Below are 20836 nucleotides of genomic sequence, written 5' to 3'. Positions count from 1 at the left end.
GCTGATCAACCCGCCGAACGGTTGGCGATCAGCCTTCGCACAAATGAGGACACTTTGTCTATTATGGTAGACAAATGATCGCGCCTGACTCGCTCTCCGTCTTGGACTGCCAAGTGCTTCTGCAACTGGGCAACCGTCTCCAACTGCAACGCAAAGCTCAAGGCCTGAGCACAATCGAGATGGCCAAGCGGGCCGGCATCTCTCGTATGACCCTCAGGGCTGTGGAGTCAGGTGACCCGAGTTCGTCCATGGGGTCATATCTTCGCGTCATGGCCGTTCTGAACTTGAGTGGAGAACTGGCATTTGTCGCCGTTGACGGACGTCTGCCTAGGCAGGCAGGTTCTGACACCGTGCGATCACGACGTGCTAGATCCACTGCTCAAGTCGTCATCTCTGCGGATGAGACTCGTCACCAACTACAGGACCTACAGAGCCTCGCCTTGCACCGTCAGGCAGTGCGCGTAGTTCAACAAGATCCGGTTCTGCTCGACAGGGCCAACAAGATTCTGAGCCGCTGGCTCACTACCAGACCCAACTCACGCTCTGCCCCCCTTTGGCAGGAATGGGAGCAAATCCTGAAATATCAATCGTGGCGCAAGATCCTGAGATCGAGCCAGCGGGCCCAACAACTACGGCAGGCTTCGCCTCTGGTCACAGTGCTCCCGGAGGCCATCAGGCTGCATGTGCTTGCGCAAGTGAGGGATCTCAAGAAGGGTGTCACGCTTGGCAAACACGCTCTTATTAGAGACATTTAACGGCCGGTGGCGGCTCCCGGCCAGAAAGATAGTTCAGGAAGCGGGCCTTGCGTGCAGCTATAAGTCGGCACCCTGGCGCATCCGGGACTCCTGTCGCCGGAACCATAACTGTTCCGCGACGGGAAGCATAATCGTGCCACCAGGGTGTTATAGGGCTATGCTTGCTGCCCGTATTACACGCCCTCGCGTTCAGTCGGCACCATCTTAGTAGCTTGCAGCTTTTCCGAGGCCCGCCGACAGGCCATTTCGATGTTCTTAAAAACCCGATCTAAGTTTTTGAAGGCCTCGTTTTGGTCGTCGCCGAAGGCTTTGAAAAGAAGCAAGACCTGATGCCCTCGGCCGGGGTCCCCGAAACGCGAGACGATGTTGCCGTCCTTGCGTTGATGTACGGGAATCAGGTCCTTGTACAGAGCGCGGCTGCCGGCGAATCCGACGGTGCCTTGGCTCCGATTGAGTTCTTGATCAATAAAACTCAGCTCCCTGCCCAATGTGTTGTAGAGAAGGTTGAACCGGTCATCGCAATTTGCTGACAAGTCACGATGCATCACCATCAGTCGCCCGTGAACGCACAATAAGTGCTCCGAGTATTTGGAGTCATGCGGCCCAGGTCCACGTAGCGCACAATCGCAGCTTTCCAGCAACGAATCAGGCCCGTTGATCCAGGCAAGGAATTGGTAAAAGGTTTGAATCGCCGCTTCATGCCCAAAGACGACAAAATCTTCTAATACCTCGGCTATCCGCTCCGGATGGCGCTTGAAATCAACAAAACTCGCCCCGCCGGGTCTTGAAGAGACATATGGATGTACACGAGCTTTCTTGAAGCCTTCGCTCTGATCCTGATAGACGTCCATTGTTTCTCTCAGGCGTTTGCCGAGTTGACTGTAGTCAGCATCGTGCATGCCTCAACGGTGAAAGTCAACGAGAGTTCAAGGGTATGGGTTTGTATGACTGAGCCACAGTTCAGCGCTTCTTCTTCGGTCGCATGAACAGGAAGACCTGCTCAACGTTGATGGAATCTCCCAAATCGTCCAGAGCCGTATCGTCGAGCTTGCCCTCAGCACCTGCCAGCGCCCACCTCACCCCGGCGTGGTTTGTTGGCAGCATCCTGGCGATCTGCTCGGCTGCCGATATATCGCGATCGCGAATCACCCAGATCGCAAGGAGCAATAGGACGCGGCGCGTCTCGCTCGTGGAAAGCGCCTCGGCAGCCTTCAAAACGTCGCCAATTTCGCCCTGTAGTGCAACGAGCAGCAGCAGTCTTGAGGCGACGCTCTCAATTCGCGTCCCCAGCAACTGCGGTGTGATTCGTCCGAGGATTTCGGACACTACATGCTCGTGGCCAGCCATCAGCGCCCCCGAAGCCGCCAGCCGAATTTTTCGGCGTCCCGGGCTCACGGCAAGCTCGAAAAGCTCACTTTGGAAGCGAGGATCGGCCGCACCGATGAGAAGAACAAAGATGTTATACCGAACATCTGGGTCGCGTGTGTCGATGGCCAGCCGGTACAACTCTTCGGCCACCCGGTCCTCGATTGCGCCGAGCTTCGCGATCGCCTCAATGGCGGACTGCGCGATAGGATAGTTGTCGTCTTCCCCATAATATGAAGAACGAGGCGACCACTCGTCCTTGGCCAGAAGAAGCAACGCGGGAAGGTGATCGGAATGCGATTTGGCATCGAGCAATTCAACCAGGGCCCGACGCACCGGACTACCCTTATGTCGAGCGAGGGCGAGCAGAGAGTTAGGTAGGGGGGGCACCTTCTGCACCGCTATCGCCGTGAGCGATCGTGCGACTACGTCGGCGAATCGGTGAGCGAGCCCCGCCTCAACCTCAGCCGTCATCCCATGACGTATCGCGAAATTGATCGCTTCTGCAGCGTTGCTCGCATCCTCGGTATTGGCGAGTAACCACTGCACATCGTCAGGCACGAATATAGGTAGGTGCTTGTCCAGGCTGACGCGAAAGAGACGAACTTCTTCACTTGGCGGGATGACGCGGGTAAGCAGCTCATGCGCGTCGTCCGTGAGAATCGGCGATGCCCCCGCTTCCAACGCGAAAACTGCATCGCTGATCTCTTTAAGCTGAGCTGGTAGATGCTCTGCCGCCCGATTTGCCGCTTCACCGTGGCGATCGCCGTCAAAGGTAGATCGCTTGCAGCGCATTTCTCCAATTTCGATCGCAATTTCGACCAGTCGGCCGTCCTCTCCCCGCGCCGCGAGTTCATGGCAAATCCTTGGTAGCCGCTCTGTGGCCCGCTCGGCAAGACACGTCAACGCCGCGACACGCACTCTGGGCGCAGGATGGCTCTCTAGGATGCGGTTCACCAGCGCCTGCTCGAACGCGGAATCCCACGTCTTGCCCAGGACATACCAAAGATCGTCTTCGTCATCCGTCCCGAGTCCAATCGCAAAGGCACTGGAAAGTTCTTCTATATTCGGGGCCTCGTCCTTCGCCAGCTCGCGGAGCCAGTAGGAGAGCAGCCGACCCCTATGCCGATGCTCGACCAAGTGCTGCCAACCGACCGTCCCCCGCACTCGCTTGACATAGGCCTCCAGAAACTCGCCTGCGGTCCAACCATCGTCATCGTCGGCAAGGTGCTGGGCATAATCCTCGCTGTACTCGCCGTTGACAATCGCTAGATGGATATCCGCAGCGCGCTGGCGATCGGCCTCGCTGAGGGTGCGCACCGCGATTGCAGCATCGACGATCGCCTCGAACGCTGAGAGGTCGTTAAGTGCGCCTTCGGCGATTGCGTCATGGGTGTTTGTAAGACCGTAGTGCACCGCTGTCGCCGCGGCAGCCAGGAACGCCGTTGTGAGTCCGGGCGCGATGCGCTCGGCCTCCGCGACGAAGCCAGTTCCGAAATCATCACGGGCGTGCGGTAGCACATCTCGGATGAAAGTCTCCACGACCGACCTGACCTTCGGGTCGGCCCGCATTCGTGCGTACCACGCCTCGTCATGCTCCGCGGGGCCCCACAGGCGCATTCCCGCAAAGCTACGATCCGGCCGGTGCAGGAGGAACCGTGCCACTTCAGAAACATTGCTGTTCGCTGAACCTGCCGCTTCGGCAAGGTTGAGGTTCCCCTCGAACTCCTTCCCGCCCTTGGCTAACTCAGCGGCTAGCCATGCATCTATCTTCGTTTGCGCCGTGGTCGACGGCTCAGGCTTCAGCTTTGGTGTTCGATCAAGGGCAAGAAGTAACCTCGCAGATGCGGCAACACCCCAGGCTTCTCCTGGCCCGATCGGCGATATCAGGATGTCGATCAAGAGGCGGAGCGTTCGCCGTGCGAGCAGACGGTCTCGATTCAGCGCTTGCTCAATGCCAGCCTCGACCCGCGGATGGTAGTAGGTCACTGTACTTTCAACCTGACGCAGATTTCGAGCCGCGACGAAGAAGGTGACGAGCGGGGAAACACCTTTTTCATAAGGGGCCCCTTGCTCGGCGAAATCCTCTTCGATCTGCCGCAGTAGCCTGAGCGAGAGCTTGTCATTGGCCTTGAGCAGACCCCAGAGGACGGTGGCCGCGCGAATATCCTTACGCTCCTCGATCTGATCGACCACTGTCCGTTCGATCGAGTCCTGGTGCGCCCGCCGTATAGCCTCAGCGACGAATCCTGCGGAATTTCGCCTCTCCTTGTCGTCGAGTGTCGGCAGGGCGTCAAAAAACTTCTGGATTTCCAGCGGGGTGGCTAGGCTCGCCAGCGCCGATCCTTCACTATCCTTCGCTAACGCCTGGAGCTTTCGGGGCAGCGCTTCGATTCGTGTCCGGTACAAACGTCGACGCTCGATGCCGCCATAGTGCTCAGCCTCCAGCCCAATGCGCCACGGCTTCACCGTATCGAGCGCTCCCGCGCTCTGGGCCACGTCCAGGCGCGAAGTCGCCACGATCATTCGATCGGGACGAGCTTTGGCAAAGAACTGTGCAAGCTGATCGTTCCAAGGGCGGCTCTTGGGGTCGAAGTCGTAGCGGCCCCACGGGTCTTCGATGTCATAGAGCACCGGTGGCGGCGTTGTATCGTCGCGGAGCTGTTCGGGCCCGAGCGTGATTGGTACGCGAGCTAGGCCAGGTATCTCCTTGCGCAGCTCGTCATAGAGCTTACGCGTCGCCATTGTCTTTCCCGTCCCAGACTGACCGATGATCAGAGCTGCGTGCCGATCGGTCATCGCCGCGCGCAACTCGCCCCAATTGGTAGGGGCGACGTAATGATCGAGCCCCGGTGAGCTAGCGATGTAGCCATCGTGACGGCGGATGACCTGCTCCAACTGCGCACGCGTCCAGCAGCCACCGCCTGCTCCACCGATCCGAACCCGCGCTGCCTCGCGCAACGCTTGGCGGCACTCGTCCAGCTTGGCATTCGGGACGCGAAAACTCTCGGTTAGGAGGGTCTTGATATCGGTGGTGATCCGCTCCTTATCTTCGTTGCCGATGATCGCAACCCGCGCCGCTGAGCCCACCGGGAGCGCGCTCTTGATCGTTGCTGGCATGTCGGCCGCCTTGGGCCAGCTCCCCGCCCGGCGGACAAGCAATCCCCGCGTACCTCCGTTCAGGCTGGCTGAGGTGACGAGCAAGTAGCGGATATTTTTGTCTTCGAGCCGCTTCGCGGCTGATGGTCGGGCGACGCCATGCTTTAGCAACGCCTTCACACCAGCCACCGTCCAGGCGTCTCCGCCGCGAAGCTTAGCCTGCACAACGAGGCGATAACCGTCCAAGGCCGCCGTACTCGTCAAGCGGCCAGGCTCGACGTCGGCAAGATCAGCCTCGACGTCTTCCTCTGAAACGGGCTCAAGAACCAACTCTAGAGTGAGCCGGTTTGCCAGCACTAAGTCAAGGGCGAGCCAAACAGAGACATCGATCTGGTATTCGTAGCCCGCAATTGAGTGGCTTCCAGATCCGCCACACCCGTCTGCCTCGTTTGCCATTTTGTTCTTACCTCACCTTTCACCCGTCCGAACGCTGTCGACATTTTCCGCCGAATACTGCATGGGAATTGGACCATGTCGGTGGCTGGTCCTTCACTCAGCGCACTTGCCGCCCGGGAGCTGGGAGGCATGCTCTTGCGCTCCAGGGGTGGGCGTAGACAAGAGGTTCTGACACGAGCCGTGCCTCGCGGTGCGGTGGTGAATAGGGCAGCTGCGCCGCCCCACCACTCATGGCCTTGGAACCCCATTCTTGACAGCGCGCATATATGCACAATAATGTGCATATATGCCAAGAATAGCCAAGCCGCCGCAGGCGAATCTACCTCGAATCCGGAAGGAGCTGCAGGCCTATCTAAAAAGGGTCGGCTCTACACCCACATCATTTGCTATTGAGCAAGGTGTCAATCAATCGACGGTCCAGCGATTCCTGGCTTCACGCACCAAGACCGTGACGCCCAAAATGAGGCTGCTCCTTGATTATGCAGATATTGATACAAATATTCGCATAGGCGACGCGGCATGTTCTGGGCTCGACAATGCCCGGATTCGCCAAGCGTTGGACAAGGTCTGGGACGGTCGGGAGAGCACCGCCGAAATCCTGGCCAAGCTGATCGAATCAGTAGGCCCGGCTATCGTGCAGGCGAGCCATAGGTGTGCTCCATGACGCTGGACAGCCGTTGCGCAACACTTTATTCGCGCATGGATAAGTGCAGAAAACTTGCAAGGTGTATGTTCATACACCAAAATACGCCCATGGGCAAAGCCAACGCCGACCATGAACACCTCTTGAAGCTGCGCGATCAGTACATGGCTGACCGTGCAATGCCTAGTTCGCTGGCCCGGATGGCTGAAGTTCTGGGGTTCAGCTCGGCTAACGCGGCCTTGAAGCTGCGTGACCGCCTGTGTGCTGCTGGAATCTTGCGCAAGGGTCCCGGCGGGAAGGTGCTACCGACGGAGCGTTTCTTTTCGTTGCCGGTGATGGATGCAAGTGTGCGAGCCGGCATGCCGGACGCAGTCGAGCCTCAGTCGTGGTCGGACGTGATGACGCTGGAGAGCTTTCTGGTCAAGCGTCCGTCGAAGACAGTGCTGCTGAAAGTCCGGGGAGACTCGATGCGGGATGCCGGCATTTTGGATGGCGATCTAGCCATCATTGAACGCACGAAGCAGGCCCAGGAAGGGCAGATCGTGGTGGCGGTCGTTGATGGCGCTTATACGCTCAAGGAACTGCGGTACGAGGGCAAGTGGCCGGTGTTGATGCCTCACAACCCAGAATACAAGCCAATCCGGCCTCAGTCGAATATGGAGATCTACGGAATTTTCCGCGGCCTGGCGCGTAGCCACTGGCCCACCAAAGCACAAGGAGGGAAGACCTTATGACCACTACCAGCAAGATCGAATGGACCGAGCAGACTTGGAACCCCACCGTCGGGTGCACCAAGATTTCTGCGGGCTGCAAGAATTGCTACGCCGAGAGCATGGCGCACCGACTGCAGGCAATGGGCACGCCGGGCTACGAAAACGGCTTCCAACTCACCATGCTGCCGCAGCGGCTGAACGATCCGATATTGCGCAACAAGCCGACCACGTACTTCGTCAATTCGATGTCCGACTTGTTCCATGACCGGATTACCGATGAGTACATCGAAAAAGTCTTTGACGTCATTCACAAGACGCCACGCCACACCTACCAGATCCTGACTAAGCGTGCAGCGCGCATGGCGCGCTTCTTCAAGAACCGGGAGGTCCCAAGGAACGCTTGGCTGGGCGTGTCCGTGGAGAACAAGAAGCACGGCGTGCTGCGTATTGATCACCTTCGCAAGGTGCCGGCGCACATCCGCTTTCTCTCTGTAGAGCCGTTATTGGAGGATGTGGGCGAATTGGACCTGACCGATATCCATTGGGTAATCGTCGGCGGCGAATCCGGGCCGAAGGCCAGGCCCATGAAGCCTGAATGGGCCGATTCTGTGCGCGAGCAGTGTGAGGAGCAGGGTGTCGCCTTCTTCTTCAAACAGTGGGGTGGCTGGGGAGCCGACGGCAAGCGTCGAGCCAAGTCTGCCAATGGACGTTTGCTGAACGGCCGGGTTTGGGACCAGATGCCGGCGCAGATGATGGCGCTGGCTTGACACTGCCGCGCCCCGTCTGGAATACAGTGCCAGTTGTACTAGCATAGGAGCTTCCTAGACTCTGCTGCAGCCAAATGACAAAGCACGGAGAGAAGTACAACTGGCAGATCGGCAACGCGCCACCAAAGTTGGACCATCACAGTCTGGTCAAGCACCAAATCGTCCAAGAATACCTGGGGCGCTATATTAAGGTGCTGATGAGCAACTACAACATTGAAAGATTGGTGTTGTCCATCGTGGACGGCTTTGCTGGCGGTGGTGAGTACGTCGCACCCGACGGTCAGGGCTACAGTCCGGGATCCCCGCAGATCGTGGTGGACACCGTCACCGAGCAAGAGGCTTTGCTCAACATCGGTCGAGCAAAGCCTCGTAAGGTGGATGCCAAGTACTACTTCGTCGAGCGGCACCGAGCCACACACGCTTATCTGAACGCGCTGCTGACCACGAAATATGGCGATGTACGACTGGGGAAGGACATCATCTCGGTCCAAGGTGCCTTTGATGCCCACGTTCACAAGATCAATCAGGACATCATCAAGCGCCAAGGCGGTGGACGCGCGATTTTCCTGCTGGACCAGTACTCTTACGACAAGGTGCCAGTCCCGCTGATCAAGAAAATCTTCACCGAGGTGGACAAGCCCGAGGTGATCCTAACCTTTGGTGTGGATTCGCTGATCTCTTTCCTGGCGGACAACTCTCAAAGCCGCAAGAAGATGGAAGAGCTTGGTCTGGACGCTCAAATTGACTGGGCAACTCTCGAATCGCTGAGAGGCGCGCCACCGGCGGTCTGGCGCTCCGCCATCCAGCGCAATCTAGCTAAAGGGCTGATCGAAAGCAGCGGCGCCACCCATTCCACCATCTTCTACATCACGCCCATGGGCAACTCATCTTGGACGTACTGGCTGGTTCACCTGTCCAAGAACTACAAGGCGCGCGACGTCATGATGGAGTTGCACTGGGAGATGGCTAACCACTTCTCGCACTACTTGGAGCCGGACCTGTTTACCCTGGGCTACCGTGCTGGGAGCGACGGAGCCGTGACTCAGCAGAACGATATTGAGCTGGGCGAGTCCCACCATTTCGATGCCATCGCCGCCGACAAATGTAAAAGAGGCTTGGGCGAAAAGCTCGTTCCTCTACTCTTCGGGCGAAGTGACCCTATTGAGTTCCGGCAACTGACAGAGTCGATTGGAAGCCTGACACCGGCGACAGCTGGCATGATCAAGGAATCGCTTGACGAAGCCATCCGGTGCCGCGAGCTGTTGGTGATGTCACCGGATGGCAAGACTCGCACCAAGGGGAACTCCATCAAACCGGGCGATCAGCTTCAGGTCAAGCAGAAGTCGCTGATCTCCTTCAACTGATGCTCAGCGCGTCAGAACGAGCTGTTCCTTCTTCTCGTAGTGCAGGGGGCGCTTTGGCCGAAGGCTGGTCGCATTGACGTTACTGACCTTGCCCACTTTGATTAAGCGGGCCAAGGACGCCTGTAGATCACTGGGTGTCCATCCCTGCTGTTCCAAGATGTCGGCGAATGCGCCTTCGTCCACTACTTTGGGATTTGCCGACAAATACTTGAGCCAGAACTGATCCACAATGTCTGGACTGGCTTGCTCATCGGCGTCGACTAGATCATCGTACGTCTCGGCGAACAGGTCTTCGATCCCACTCTGCTGTTGCCGGATTTCGACTTTCTTGGCGACGCGAACGCGCTTCTGGATCAGCTCGACATCCTGCGATATTTGCATGAACTCGATAATGCCAACGGGATGGGTGGTAAGGTAAACCAGATGGTATTTAGCGCGTTCTCTGTCTTTGTCCATGACGCGCGCATAGGCCGTTCTCGGACCATACTTGGCCCGCTGAGGTGGTAGGGCGTTCTTGAGGCCTTCGCGGTAAGTGCTGAGTAGCGCGGCTTCTCTAATCTGGGGGGATGCCCCCTCCAAGTCCTGAAGAACTTCAATCGGCTGATCCAGGAATTCCGCGATTTCATGCTGCCATTCGCGCATCGATGCAGTGCGGTTGATGAAGTCGTACATGAAGTTGATCAGAAATTCCGACCGCGGCCGAGCGAGGAGCGTGCGCAGGTTGGGGACGCCGACCGTCTTCCAGCCTTTGGGGTCGATGAAGAAGAAAGCGAATGCTGTGCTTCCACACCACTTGAGGATGTCTTGCCGCAGGGCAAGGAAGTCACCTTCTTTGCATTCGGCCTCAACGCCGGCTGGCGTTGCCCTCTGAAGGTAGCCAGACAGCCGCCCAAATGCCTGCTTATCAAGTTCTACGTACAGCGCCCGCATGGTGGCGTCGACCCCAAGCTTGGCAAGCTTCTGCTTGCACATGGCCATGGTGCGCATGGAAATGGCAATGGAGGTACCCTCCATCTTCTCCGAGTCGTCCCCCCAGGGGCCGGCAAAGCAGTCTACGTAGCAGATCTCGACCTTTCCCTCTGCGCGGGCGGACATGCCTATGATCAGCAGTAGTTTTTCTAGGTAGCTCTCAAGCAGTTGATGCTTGATCCAGGCCTGCTCGCGGCCATCGTAGATTGCAGGCACCGTTACCGTGCTTCTTGTCATGCGTTCTCCCTGGGATGTACGCTGCAACGCAGGTACTTCATGTGATCCGTAGTTGCGGAGCATATTTGCACGTCTCGAATCAGTCAATCCAAACAAGTGAGTCAAGCGTCGCCATAGCCCAACTAAACACGTCTCTCATCTCACCGAAACTTGAAAAGCGCCTTTTGTGTAGATCTGCTTGAGATTGCGCCGCTGTTTCCGCGATTTTGTTGTCTCGATTCCTAGCCTGGCGACCTGGCTTCTTGGCATAGGGATCGAGCTTGCTTGGGCTGATCCGCTTTGTGTGCGTCGGCTCGGTCTCATCCGACCACAGGTACTTCTTCACTGTGTTGCGAGCCAGGCCTGTACGCCTGGAGATCTCGCGGATGGACATCTTCTCGCAGCGCCCAACGTCTGATGACATTCAATGTCGCCACGTCTATCACTCCTAAATTCCCCCTGCTTTTAAAACTAGCAGGGCAGGGCCTACGTGGGTCAAATTTGGATAGAGATCACTGTCCTAAGTGCGACAGATTTCGGCGGAATTCAACAGCATTCAGCTTGACCGCCTGTGGCAGACTCGTCAACGCCCCACATCGAGCTTGTACCGAAGCTATCCATGAGGACATTGTTTGCGTCCCCCGCTGTATTTCTGTGTTGAGCTCCTCAGGAAATGTCCAAGATGCCCCTGCGACCTCGTAGCTGTTTACTCGTCGCGTCAATACAGTCCCATCAGTGGCTTGGGTCACTGAGAAAATCTGGACAACAAACTTGTCTGCGTTGCTAGGTGAAGTCCATTCCAACGCCTTCCCTTTTTGCCCCACGGATCGTGACTTCAGCGCGCACTGATCCGTAGACTGAACAATGAAATAGGGCCCCTGTGCATTCAGGTCCTGGATGGACAGCGCAGGACAATTTCGGCTCACCAGCACCTTGAAAACGGCTGTCACGACGGAAACCGGAGCGCCCAGTTGCCACTTCGTACCTGCCACTACGGTATCGACAGACTCCAACACCCGCCCTTCGGGCAAGATCACTGCAACCTGGAGCCGGTAACTGGAATTCACGTCACCGTTCCAGTGCAATTCAGGATGCCGATCCGTGATCTGGCTCCCCCGCTTCGGCATCAGCAGCTCGTATCGCTCGCATGCAGGCTGGGCCCAGGCTTCCCATGCAAACACCAGTGCCAGACTCGCCAGCACCCACTGCTTCCAGCTCAAGCGTCTCATCTTCCTCTCCCTTTATTGCTTGGTCACGGCAGGCGTCGCCGGAACTCCAGCCTTTTGCAAAGTCTGCAGCTGCGCCATCGGCAGGCCAAATACCCATTTGGCATAGCCGGGCGCTTCCTCGAAATGAGCATGCCTTGTGTCGAACCTCAGTTGTTTGATTGGCTGCCCATCGGCCAGGCTGTATACCCCGATGATGAATCCTGCAGGATCGCGCACCACTCCCCATTCCAACTTTCCGGTCATCGGGTCCGCGTACAGTTGGCGCAAATGCCGCCGCACGCCCGGTACCCGCGGGTCCTTCAGCAGCTCTTCCAGGGTGCGAGGGCCGCGCGCAAGCAACGCCCCAGCCTGAGTACCGACGGTGGCCGCCACGGGAACACCCGCATAGCTGTACAAGGCCCGTTCAAACTCGCTCCCAACGAATAGCAGTGATTGCTCAGCTTGCCGGCGCCCCGACTGAGCACTCAGCTGCAAGACCGCCGAAGCCCCCAAAGCCAACACAGCCACGCCCAGGAGGAGCAACACATAGGCAAAGCCACGCCCCCACGGCCGACCGCACCGAGACCGCAGAGCGCTACCACTCCGCATAAGGCCGTCCGTTGCGCCCGTTCCCGGGAGCTCCGCTCCGGATGTCGTAGACCCGCCCCTTGTGGCCACTGGGCACTTCCACGATCTGCCACGTGACCTCGGAGTCGGTCAGTGGATCGACTGGTAGCTTCTTCAGGTAGTTCTTCTCCACCAATTCCTCAAGGCTTTCCGGGAAACGTCCCCGGTCACCGTAGAACTTGTCAATGACATCCCGCACACCGCGCAAGTTGTCACGGAGGACGGTTTCCTTGGCCACATCAATCCGATCCGCATACCGCGGGACCACCAAGGTCAGCAGCACCGCCACGATGGCCAGAACCACCAACAACTCGATCAGGGTGAATCCTCTTCTGCACATCGTCATCACCAGCGCCTCAAAGCCACACCGTTCAGACCCGTCAGCGTCGAGAGGCTATGGACGTCGTATACATCGTCCCCTTCCGCCGGGTCTGTCGGTTCGCTTGCATAAGAGCGCTTACCCCAAGTCTGGGCGTCTTCGATATTCGGGTCTTCAAAAAATGGATCCCGAGGAATGCGCCGCAGAAAGTACAACTTACCGCGCTTCGGGTCTCGCTGGTCGTTCACCCCTTCAACAAGAACTCCCAAGGACTTGGGATACCCCGTCGTACCGGCTTCGCGCGGCACCCGCCCTTCGTCACCCGCCTTCTTATAGGCATCGATGGCCGAACGAATCTCGATCAGGCCCGCCCGCAGCTGCTGTTCCTTGCCACGTTGCACCTGGATTTGCGCCACCGGTACCACCAGACTCGCCAGCACCGCCAGAATGGCCAAGGTCACGAGCAACTCCACCAGCGTGAACCCTTGTTCCCGCCGCAGCAGTCGGCTGCCATCTTGCGTCAGTAATTCACACGGGCAACGCATACGCCTTCAGGGGGCAACGCCAATCACCAGCGGCGATGGCAAGGGAGCACTCACGGCCTTGCCACCCTGTGCGACAGGCGCCGCGGTCAACAGCTGGACACGCGCATCGGCGCTGGCGGCCGCAGTTGCCCGAAGATTCACCGTCGCAACCACGCCGCTGCCAGTAGCTCCCGAGTCACCGGAACGCGTCACCGTCAGCACGATCTGGCCGCTCGGATCAACGCGGCTGGTGAAATTCGTCTGTGCCCCGCCCTGTTTGAGGAAATCTCCCTCGGTCACGGACACCACTTGCATGCTGCGCGCGTCGAATCCGACCGCCAGGGGCAGGCTCATCACGGGTTGGCTGGACTGCATCGTCAACTGCACCGCAAACACATCGCCCACCTTCACCTTGTCCGGGCCCTGCCAGGCTAGCGACGTCGCAGCCTGCGTCCCATTGGCCTCGCCATTCCCTGACGACGCTGCCGCTCCATTCGCCGACTTGGCCGCCCCCTCCGCAGCTTTCGTCGCCGCATCCGGGCTACCCCAGCTGAAACCGCTGAGACTGCTCTCGGTCCCCGACTCGAACTCCATATTGGACGTACCGGGCTTGGTCAGGTTGCGCAAAATACGTGGAGTGATGGACAGGACAATCTCGGTCTTGGCGGTGTCGTCGCGCTGCTCCCCGAACAAACGTCCCAGCACCGGTATTTCACCCAAGCCTGGTACCTTGTTAGCCGTCTGGCGGTCCTCGTTGTTGATCAAACCAGCCAGCACCTGGTTCTCACCGTCCTTCAGGCGCAGGATGGTCTGTGCCGTCCGCGTTCCAATCTGGTAGGCCAGCGAACCCGATTTGGTCTGTATCTGACTGGTCACACTGCTCACCTCCAGCGCGATCTTGATGGCCACCTCGCCCTCGATGGAAATCGTGGGCTCCACATCCAGCTTCAGGCCCACGTCCACGTAGTTCACCGATTCCGCCACAAATCCGGTGGCCGTCGAGGTGGACGTGATGTTGGGCACCCGCTCACCGATCAGGATCTTGGCTTTCTCGCGGTTGCGCACGCGGATGCGCGGATTGGCCAGAATGTTGGTGTCTGTATCTACTTTCTTGGCGTTGATGGTGGTCGGCCCGATGGTGGCCCCCAGGGTTTCAGCGTTCAGGCCACGCAAATCCGCCACCGACAAGGCGCCCGACGATGCCGCCAGCGGGCTCAGGCTGAGCTGATCCGGCCAGCGTATGCCCAGATCCAGCAGCCGCGTGCGCTTGACTTCCAGGATCTCCACCTCCAGCATCACCTCGGACTCGGCCACGTCGTGCATAGCCACCAGCCTGGCCGCCATGCGGATCGCCTCTGGCGTGTCCCGCAGGATCAGCAGATTAAGTTTCTCGTCCACCACCACATCGCGTGACTTGAGGATGGTCTTGAGCGTACTCGCCACCACCTTGGCTTCTGCATTCCCCAGATAGAAGGCTTTCACCGTCAGGGACTGGTAGTCCTTCTGCTTGGCCTGCGTATTGGGATAGATCAGCACCGTGTTCGCATCGAGCACCCGCTGCTCCAGCTGGTTCGTCAACAAGGTCAGGTTCACAGCGGCCTCGATGGTCGAGTTCTTCAGGAAGATGGAGGTCTTCTGGTCCGAGCGCACATCCTTGTCGAACAGGAAGTTCAGCCCCGAGGTCCGCGAAATCACCTCGAACACCTGCTTCAACGGTGCGTCCTTGAACTCAATCGTGATGGGCTTGCGATATGCCTCGGCCAGCAGCACGGTGCCTGACTTCTTCTGCCCGGTCTCCTCCAGCTCCTGCAACAAAGCCCGAGCCTTGCGGTGCTGCGGGGCCTCGCTCAGCACCATGCGCAGCCAGTTCTCTGCCACCTTGTCGTCCTTGCGGTCCAGGGCATGCTGGGCCGAACTCATCCACTTGGCGTGACGCTGGGCCGCGGCAATGGCATTGAGCCCTTCCTGTGCCCGCGGACTTCCCTGCTGCCAGCTCATGGCACGCTGGTACGCCGCACGTGCATCGTCATAACGCTCCTCATCGAGCGCCTTGCGTCCTGCCGCAAGTGCGCCCAACACCAGCGCTTCGCGCGTCTGCAAGACGGCAATGCGGAACTTGGCCGAATCCGCATTCTGCCGGCTCGCATCTTCGAAACGCGCCAGCGCCTCCTCGGTCTTGCCTTCGCGCGCCAGGTCCTGCCCTTCTCGGTAGGCGCGGTCACTGGCACAAGCTGTCAATGCCAAAGCGATCAACAAGCCTTGCAGGCCCCGCTGGATGCGCCTGTCCCCTCTCCATCTCATCGTACTTCTCCAATCGACAGGTTCTGGGACTGGCCCAGCGGCAAATACACAAGCTCCATCTGTGGCGGCTTGATCGAATCCACGCGGTACTGGCCCTCTAGCATTTGGCCTTCACGCACGACGAAGGTCTTTTCGCCTTGCCCGAGATACACCTCCCAGTGGCCGCCTTCCTGTTTCTTGCCCACATAGACAAAAGGCAGAGGTGGCGCCGTCGGCACAGGCGCGGGCAACACCACCGGCTTGATTTTGGGTGCAGGGGGCGTCCAGCTGCGCTGGCTGAACAAATCCAGCACCGGCGCACGCTCGCCGGATTTCACCAGCTGATCACGCGGCACCAACACCTGCGCATCAGGCACGGGAGCCACAGGGGCTGATACAGCCACCCCGGCTAGCGCTTGTCCAGAGGGCACGGTCTGCGGTGCAGACTGCACACGCGGTACCACCACGGCCGCGGCACCATCGGCAGGCGTCTTGTCGCCAAACACCGCCAGCCCAAACGCACCCACGAGCAGCGGCCCCAGTATCCACCAGCGCTTGTTTTTCCCTGGGATCGCCATCAGGTGCTCCCCCGCCCGGACTTGGCCGGATTGGTCCAGATCGACAGACGCAGGCGTATCTCGCCCTGCCGCTGCCCCACCGAATCACGTTTGAGCAGCATCTGGTCGACGCTCACACCGGGAAACTCCAGCAGCACGGCCTCCACGAACTGCCGCGCCTGGGGATACGCAGCGCGCAGCGGGAAGGTCAGCTGCAAGCGCCGCAGTCCACCCAATCCTTCGCCCGTCACCTGGAAATCCGTCTCTGTCAGCGACAGGCCTTTGCTCTGTGCAATTCGCCCCAGGCGTCGCAGCACCTCGCTGACCTCCTGCTCGGACAACGCCACACGATCCAGCGCAGTCACCAGCGCCACATCCTCTTGCCCGGCCAGTTCCGACGGACTCACCAGGCGCACAGCCTGCCCCGACTGCACGCCTTGCAATTCCGCCCGAGCCTGCGCCAGTTGCTGTGCTCCGCCCGGCAGCAGCACCAGCCAGAGCGCCAGGCTCGCCATCAACAAAACCAGCACGCCCAGCCAGACCAAGCCATGACGCCACAGCAGAATCTCCAGCCGCAGCCGCCAGTACCCTGTTTTCATCCAACCTGGATTCATCGCGCGCCCTCTGGTGGGACTGCCGCCATGACGGCCTGCCGAGAGGGCAACAACACCAGTTCGAAGGTCAGGCGCATGGGACGGTTGGCATCCTGACCGTTGGTCTCATGCTTGTTGTAGTTCAGGCGGCCCAACACGCCCTGGCCCTGCAAGGCAGCGGCATATTGCAGCAGTGTGTCGAGCGACTTGGCTTCCGCCTGCAAGCGCACCGTGCCACGCTGACCGTCCGGCTCCACGCTGACCAGGGCCACCTGCGGCGGCGTCGAACGCTCCAGTTGCTCGAACAACTCCTGCCAGGGAATGTTGAGCTGGCGGGCCACCGCCCGCAATCCCTGCCGCTGATCCGTGCTCAAGGCCTGCCCCAGCACCAGCCCGCCATCACGACGCACCGTGGCGGATACGCGCGGCGCCATCGGTTTCGCGGGTGCTGCGCGCAAAGCCTGCACTTGCGCCTGCACGGCTTCGAGGTCCTGCATCTGCCGCCAGCTGCTCCACGCACCCCAAGCCAAGCCAAGCAGCGCAACACCGCCCACAACCAGGGCGGCCGCGCGCACACGCGGCCCGCTCTGCCGGCCCCACACCGTCCAGCGCGGCGCGGTCTCCCAGCTGAATGACATATCAGAGGGCTCAGGCCGCATGCCGGTCGCCCTCCACCCACTGCCGTGCGCACCAGGCGGCCTGCGCAGCCTCAGGCGCGTCCAGCGGAACAACGGGCATCGCACCCGCAGAGCGCCAGGGCAGCGCCTTCAAAGTCGCATCTGCCACAGCCTGCTCCCCGCCCTCGCACAGGGCCAGCCAATGCAAGTCTTCCTGCCCGCTGTCCGCACGCAGCATCTCGCGCCGCCCTTCCTGCACAGCCTGAGCTTGTAAGGTTTCTAGGGTACTGGCTTCCGGCCAGCGCACACTGCGCAAAGACGCCATCCGCCCGGCCACACGCCGCTGCACATACAGGCGCTGCGCCACCGCCACGGCCAGCCAACCGGTCTGCGGCCACTGCGTCTGCCCCTGCTGCTGCGCCAGCAGCAAAGGAGTGTGAAACGCTACCCCCCCCCAGCGCTCCCGCATCGCCGCCCACACCAGTTCCCAAGCCGCCGGCACGGCGGTGCACAAAAAAGAGCCCTCGGGCTGCCAATCGCCCGTCACCATCCAGCCGCCCGGGGCCGGCCCCCAGAGCTGCTGAGCCCGGGCTGCCGCCACCGCATGCAGCTCGGACAGGGAAGTCGTCTGGGTCGGCACACTCTGCACCCAGTGCTGGGCGAGGCTCGGTGCCAGACACACCTGCACGGGTTGCCGCGTTCCATCGACGTCAGGCGCCTGATTCGACACCCAGTCCCGCAACGCAGTCGGCCCATCCACGTCCTCGGGCCAGTTCCAGGTCTGCCAGGTGGGTGATGCCGCCTTCGGCGCCAGCCAAGCCACGCCCTGTGCGGACAGGCCCAGCACCAGGGGCAGCGCAGGCGCTACGGACTTACTGCGCCAGCGTGACACGTCGCACCTCCTCCAGCGTGGTCGCACCTGCACGCACCAGGTCCAGCGCCGCCTCCAGCAGCGTGCGCGTGCCGCGCTGCCGTGCGGCCTCCTTGATCTGGCGTACCGGTAGGCGCTGAATGATCATCTCGCGCAGCTCGTCGTCCAGCAGCAGAAACTCCGCAATCGCGCGCCGCCCGCGGAAACCCGTGCCGCGGCAGTCGCCGCAGCCCGCGCCTTTCATGAACTTCGCAGCTGCCCATTGCCCGGCATCCAAGCCCAGCTTCTCGAACTCCAGCGCCTCAGGCTGGTAGGGCTGGCGGCAATGCATGCAGTTCACCCGCACCAGGCGCTGGGCCCAGATGCCGTTGAGCGCCGACACCAGGGTGTACGGGTCCAAGCCCATATGCGTGAAGCGGCCGAACACGTCGAACACATTGTTCGCGTGCACCGTGGTCAACACCAGATGGCCCGTCAGCGCCGACTGCACTGCAATCTCGGCCGTCTCGCGGTCACGGATCTCGCCCACCATGATCTTGTCCGGGTCGTGCCGCAGGATGGAGCGCAGGCCGCGTGCGAAAGACAGGCCCTTTTTCTCGTTCACCGGGATCTGCAGCACCCCGGGCAGCTGGTATTCAACCGGGTCTTCAATCGTGATGATCTTGTCCTTGCCCGTATAGGTCTCGGCCAGTGCGGCATAGAGCGTGGTGGTCTTACCGGAACCTGTGGGCCCCGTCACCAGCAGCATACCGTAGGCGGCCTCGGTCAGCGTACGCATGGTCTTGAGCGCCACCGCATCAAAACCCAGCGCCTCCAGACTCAGCTTGCCATGCGCCTCGATCATGGCCTGCTTGTCCAGAATCCGCACCACCGCGTCCTCGCCATGGATGCTAGGCATGATAGACACACGCAAGTCGATCAAGCGCCCCTGGGCCCGCACCTGGAAGCTGCCATCCTGCGGCACGCGCCGCTCGGCAATGTCCAGTTCGGCCAGCACCTTGAGGCGCGAGATGGTCTGCTCGGCCACGGCGCGGTCCTGGATGTCCGTCACATCGTCCAGCACGCCGTCAATGCGGTAGCGCACCGCCAAGCCCATGGGCGTGGACTCCAGGTGCACGTCGCTGGCCCCGGCGCGCAGGGCGTCGTAGAGCGTGGAGTTCACCAACCGCACCGCCGGGCTGGCGGCATCCGTGGCGCTCACCAGGGACAGCACCTCGATGCCCTGCTCGGCTTCAGTCTGATCTGAACGCATGGACTCCAGGCTGTCCACCGCACGCAGCGAGGCCTCCTGCTGCGTCAGATAGGCGTGCAAGTCCTCCGGCGTGCACAGCACCTGCTGCACCGCCTGGCCTGCGGCCTGTTCCAGCTGGGCCAGTACATCACTGTCAAAAGGATCGGTCAGCGCGGCCACCCAGGAACCAGGATCGTCGGCGCGCTGCAGCAGCACGGCACGCTGGGCCTGCGCCCGGGCCATGGGCCAGAGGTCCAATCTGGCGGTCTGCGGCTGCAGCGCCTGGTTGTCCCAGAAGGGCAGGTCGAACTGCATCGCCAGCCAGCCCGCGGCTTCGCGCGGGTGCATCTGATGCGCCTCGGCCAGCAGATCCACCAAGGGGCGGCCGCTGGCATGTGCTCGCGCGCGCAGGCCCTGCAGTCCTTCCAGGGTGGGTGCCGCCACCGCATCTGCCATCAGATGCTCCCCGCCAGATCAAAAATAGGCATATAGAGCAGCACCACGATGACCCCAATCACCAGGCCGATGGCCGCCATCAGGATGGGCTCAAACGCCTTGCTGAACTGCTCGATCCAGCGCGTGGTTTCGGTGTCGTAAAACGCTGCCGTGCGCCCCAGCATCTGGCCCATCTGCCCCGTCTGCTCACCTACCCTCAGCATGCGCAGCGAGACCGGCGTAGCCAAGCCCTGGCGCTCCAGGGAACCGGAAAGACTTTCGCCCTGACCTACAGCCAGGCGCGCGGCCTGCAAGCGGCCTACTGTGTCCTGCGGCAAAACCGCCTCACACAACTGAATGGCCCGCATGATGGGTATGCCGCCATCAAGCAGCATACCCAGCGTGAGGTACAGGCGCGTCAGTGTCAGGATTTCAAGCCGTTGCCGCACGCCGGGCAGCACCCGTAGCAAGCGGCTCCACTGGCCCGTGCGCAGCAAACGGCGTGCACCCCAGACCACGGCCACCACGACAGCCGCCAAACCGGCCACAAGCCAGAGCGCATAGTTAGCGGCGAACTGCCCCCAGGCCAGCAAGACCTGTGAAGCCCAGGGCAGGCTGCGCCCGCCGCCCTGGTAAACCGAGGCAAAACGCGGCACCACATAACCCAGCAAAAACAGCGCCACAGCCAGGCCCACAGTAAAGAGTATGGAAGGGTAGATGGCCGCACTGACCACTTTGTGCTTCAGGGTGCGCAACCGGGTTTCATAAGACACATAACGTTCCAGCGCACGCGGCAGGTCGCTGGTGCCTTCGGCCGCTTGCACCACCCCCACAAAGAGCGGCGGGAAAACGTCGCTCTGCTGCGCCAGGGCCTGTGAGAGACGCTGCCCCTGCTGTAAGGCATCACGCAGGCGCTGCAGCACGGCCCGCAAATAGGCTTGGGCCGCTCGCTCCAGCAAGGCGTCTAGTGCCTCCACCACGCTCAGGCCAGCGCTCACCAGGGCCAGCAGTTCCTGGGCGAACAACAGCAGGTCAAAGGGTTTGCTGCGCGGCGCGGGCAGCCAGGCCCTTCCGACCACAGCCTTGAGCGAGAGCAGCGCCAAGCCGCGTGCCTGCACCAGGGTTTGCGCATGCGCAGCGTCCAAGGCCTCCAACTCGAAGGCCTCGATCTGCTGCTGTGCGCTGAGCGCCCGCACGTCGAACTTCATGGCGGCGCCCCTCGCGCCC

The 20836-nt window shown here is 60.7% G+C and carries 19 protein-coding genes and 1 pseudogene; 5 read left to right on the top strand and 15 right to left on the bottom strand.

Annotated features, from left to right (window positions below; genetic code table 11):
• The first annotated feature begins 74 nt into the window (after positions 1-74).
• Positions 75-755 (top strand): helix-turn-helix transcriptional regulator, encoded by a 681-nt coding sequence (locus tag AC07NT_RS07250; RefSeq protein WP_493036539.1) that lies wholly within the window; start codon positions 75-77, stop codon positions 753-755.
• A gap of 173 nt (positions 756-928) precedes the next feature.
• On the opposite strand, the gene AC07NT_RS07245 is transcribed toward AC07NT_RS07250, so the two are convergent.
• The gene (locus AC07NT_RS07245) at positions 929-1654 is read right to left on the bottom strand and encodes a hypothetical protein (protein WP_493036537.1); all 726 of its coding nucleotides are present in this window, start codon (positions 1652-1654) and stop codon (positions 929-931) included.
• Positions 1655-1715: 61 nt separating this feature from the next.
• Positions 1716-5675, bottom strand: coding sequence for an nSTAND3 domain-containing NTPase (locus AC07NT_RS07240; RefSeq protein WP_493036535.1), 3960 nt, complete (start codon positions 5673-5675; stop codon positions 1716-1718).
• A 286-nt stretch (positions 5676-5961) separates the two neighbouring features.
• Here AC07NT_RS07240 and AC07NT_RS07235 point away from each other — a divergent pair, with 286 nt between their 5' ends.
• The 4 genes from AC07NT_RS07235 to AC07NT_RS07220 all read left to right on the top strand — a co-directional run bounded on the left by AC07NT_RS07235 (position 5962) and on the right by AC07NT_RS07220 (position 9162).
• On the top strand, positions 5962-6339 hold the full coding sequence (locus AC07NT_RS07235) for a hypothetical protein (protein WP_493036533.1): 378 nt from the start codon (positions 5962-5964) through the stop codon (positions 6337-6339).
• Positions 6340-6428: 89 nt separating this feature from the next.
• Positions 6429-7052, top strand: coding sequence for a LexA family protein (locus AC07NT_RS07230; protein WP_493036531.1), 624 nt, complete (start codon positions 6429-6431; stop codon positions 7050-7052).
• Positions 7049-7798 carry a DUF5131 family protein gene (locus AC07NT_RS07225; RefSeq protein WP_493036529.1) on the top strand — a complete coding sequence of 250 codons (750 nt, stop codon included), beginning with the start codon at positions 7049-7051 and terminating at the stop codon, positions 7796-7798. Before AC07NT_RS07230 ends, AC07NT_RS07225 begins: the two co-directional genes overlap by 4 nt.
• Before the next feature lie 74 nt (positions 7799-7872).
• Positions 7873-9162: a three-Cys-motif partner protein TcmP gene (locus AC07NT_RS07220; protein WP_493036527.1), complete on the top strand. Its 1290-nt coding sequence runs from the start codon at positions 7873-7875 to the stop codon at positions 9160-9162.
• A gap of 3 nt (positions 9163-9165) precedes the next feature.
• On the opposite strand, the gene tcmP is transcribed toward AC07NT_RS07220, so the two are convergent.
• From tcmP to AC07NT_RS07155, 13 genes and pseudogenes are all read right to left on the bottom strand, one after another.
• Complete coding sequence (gene tcmP / locus AC07NT_RS07215; RefSeq protein WP_493036525.1) at positions 9166-10368, bottom strand: three-Cys-motif partner protein TcmP; 1203 nt, start codon at positions 10366-10368, stop codon at positions 9166-9168.
• 168 nt (positions 10369-10536) lie between these two features.
• Positions 10537-10793, bottom strand: a pseudogene (locus AC07NT_RS07210) (IS21 family transposase); the annotation flags it as partial.
• A gap of 66 nt (positions 10794-10859) precedes the next feature.
• The gene (locus tag AC07NT_RS07205; protein ID WP_493036523.1) at positions 10860-11576 is read right to left on the bottom strand and encodes a hypothetical protein; all 717 of its coding nucleotides are present in this window, start codon (positions 11574-11576) and stop codon (positions 10860-10862) included.
• 12 nt (positions 11577-11588) lie between these two features.
• Entirely contained in the window at positions 11589-11972 is a 384-nt protein-coding gene (locus AC07NT_RS07200) for a hypothetical protein (RefSeq protein WP_493036521.1), read from the bottom strand.
• A 178-nt stretch (positions 11973-12150) separates the two neighbouring features.
• The gene (locus tag AC07NT_RS07195) at positions 12151-12528 is read right to left on the bottom strand and encodes a type II secretion system protein (RefSeq protein WP_493036519.1); all 378 of its coding nucleotides are present in this window, start codon (positions 12526-12528) and stop codon (positions 12151-12153) included.
• On the bottom strand, positions 12528-13046 hold the full coding sequence (locus AC07NT_RS07190) for a type II secretion system protein (RefSeq protein ID WP_493036517.1): 519 nt from the start codon (positions 13044-13046) through the stop codon (positions 12528-12530). The genes AC07NT_RS07195 and AC07NT_RS07190 overlap by 1 nt, the downstream gene beginning before the upstream one ends.
• Before the next feature lie 6 nt (positions 13047-13052).
• Positions 13053-15326 (bottom strand): secretin GspD/PilQ domain-containing protein, encoded by a 2274-nt coding sequence (locus tag AC07NT_RS07185; RefSeq protein WP_493036515.1) that lies wholly within the window; start codon positions 15324-15326, stop codon positions 13053-13055.
• Complete coding sequence (locus AC07NT_RS07180) at positions 15323-15883, bottom strand: hypothetical protein (protein ID WP_493036513.1); 561 nt, start codon at positions 15881-15883, stop codon at positions 15323-15325. The genes AC07NT_RS07185 and AC07NT_RS07180 overlap by 4 nt, the downstream gene beginning before the upstream one ends.
• Positions 15883-16461 carry a hypothetical protein gene (locus AC07NT_RS07175; RefSeq protein WP_493036511.1) on the bottom strand — a complete coding sequence of 193 codons (579 nt, stop codon included), beginning with the start codon at positions 16459-16461 and terminating at the stop codon, positions 15883-15885. Before AC07NT_RS07175 ends, AC07NT_RS07180 begins: the two co-directional genes overlap by 1 nt.
• An 11-nt stretch (positions 16462-16472) precedes the next feature.
• Positions 16473-17093, bottom strand: a complete 621-nt coding sequence (locus AC07NT_RS07170) for a PilN family protein (RefSeq protein WP_493036510.1) — start codon at positions 17091-17093, stop codon at positions 16473-16475.
• Between the two features lie 10 nt (positions 17094-17103).
• Positions 17104-17964 carry a hypothetical protein gene (locus AC07NT_RS07165; RefSeq protein ID WP_498597147.1) on the bottom strand — a complete coding sequence of 287 codons (861 nt, stop codon included), beginning with the start codon at positions 17962-17964 and terminating at the stop codon, positions 17104-17106.
• Positions 17945-19630, bottom strand: a complete 1686-nt coding sequence (locus AC07NT_RS07160) for a GspE/PulE family protein (protein ID WP_498597148.1) — start codon at positions 19628-19630, stop codon at positions 17945-17947. Before AC07NT_RS07160 ends, AC07NT_RS07165 begins: the two co-directional genes overlap by 20 nt.
• Complete coding sequence (locus AC07NT_RS07155) at positions 19630-20817, bottom strand: type II secretion system F family protein (protein WP_493036502.1); 1188 nt, start codon at positions 20815-20817, stop codon at positions 19630-19632. Before AC07NT_RS07155 ends, AC07NT_RS07160 begins: the two co-directional genes overlap by 1 nt.
• Between the last annotated feature and the right edge of the window lie 19 nt (positions 20818-20836).

This window comes from Hylemonella sp. GW821-FHT10B10, assembly GCF_059415585.1.
The sequence above is the reverse complement of the archived record's forward strand: the minus strand, read 5'-3'. Positions and strand labels throughout refer to the sequence as shown.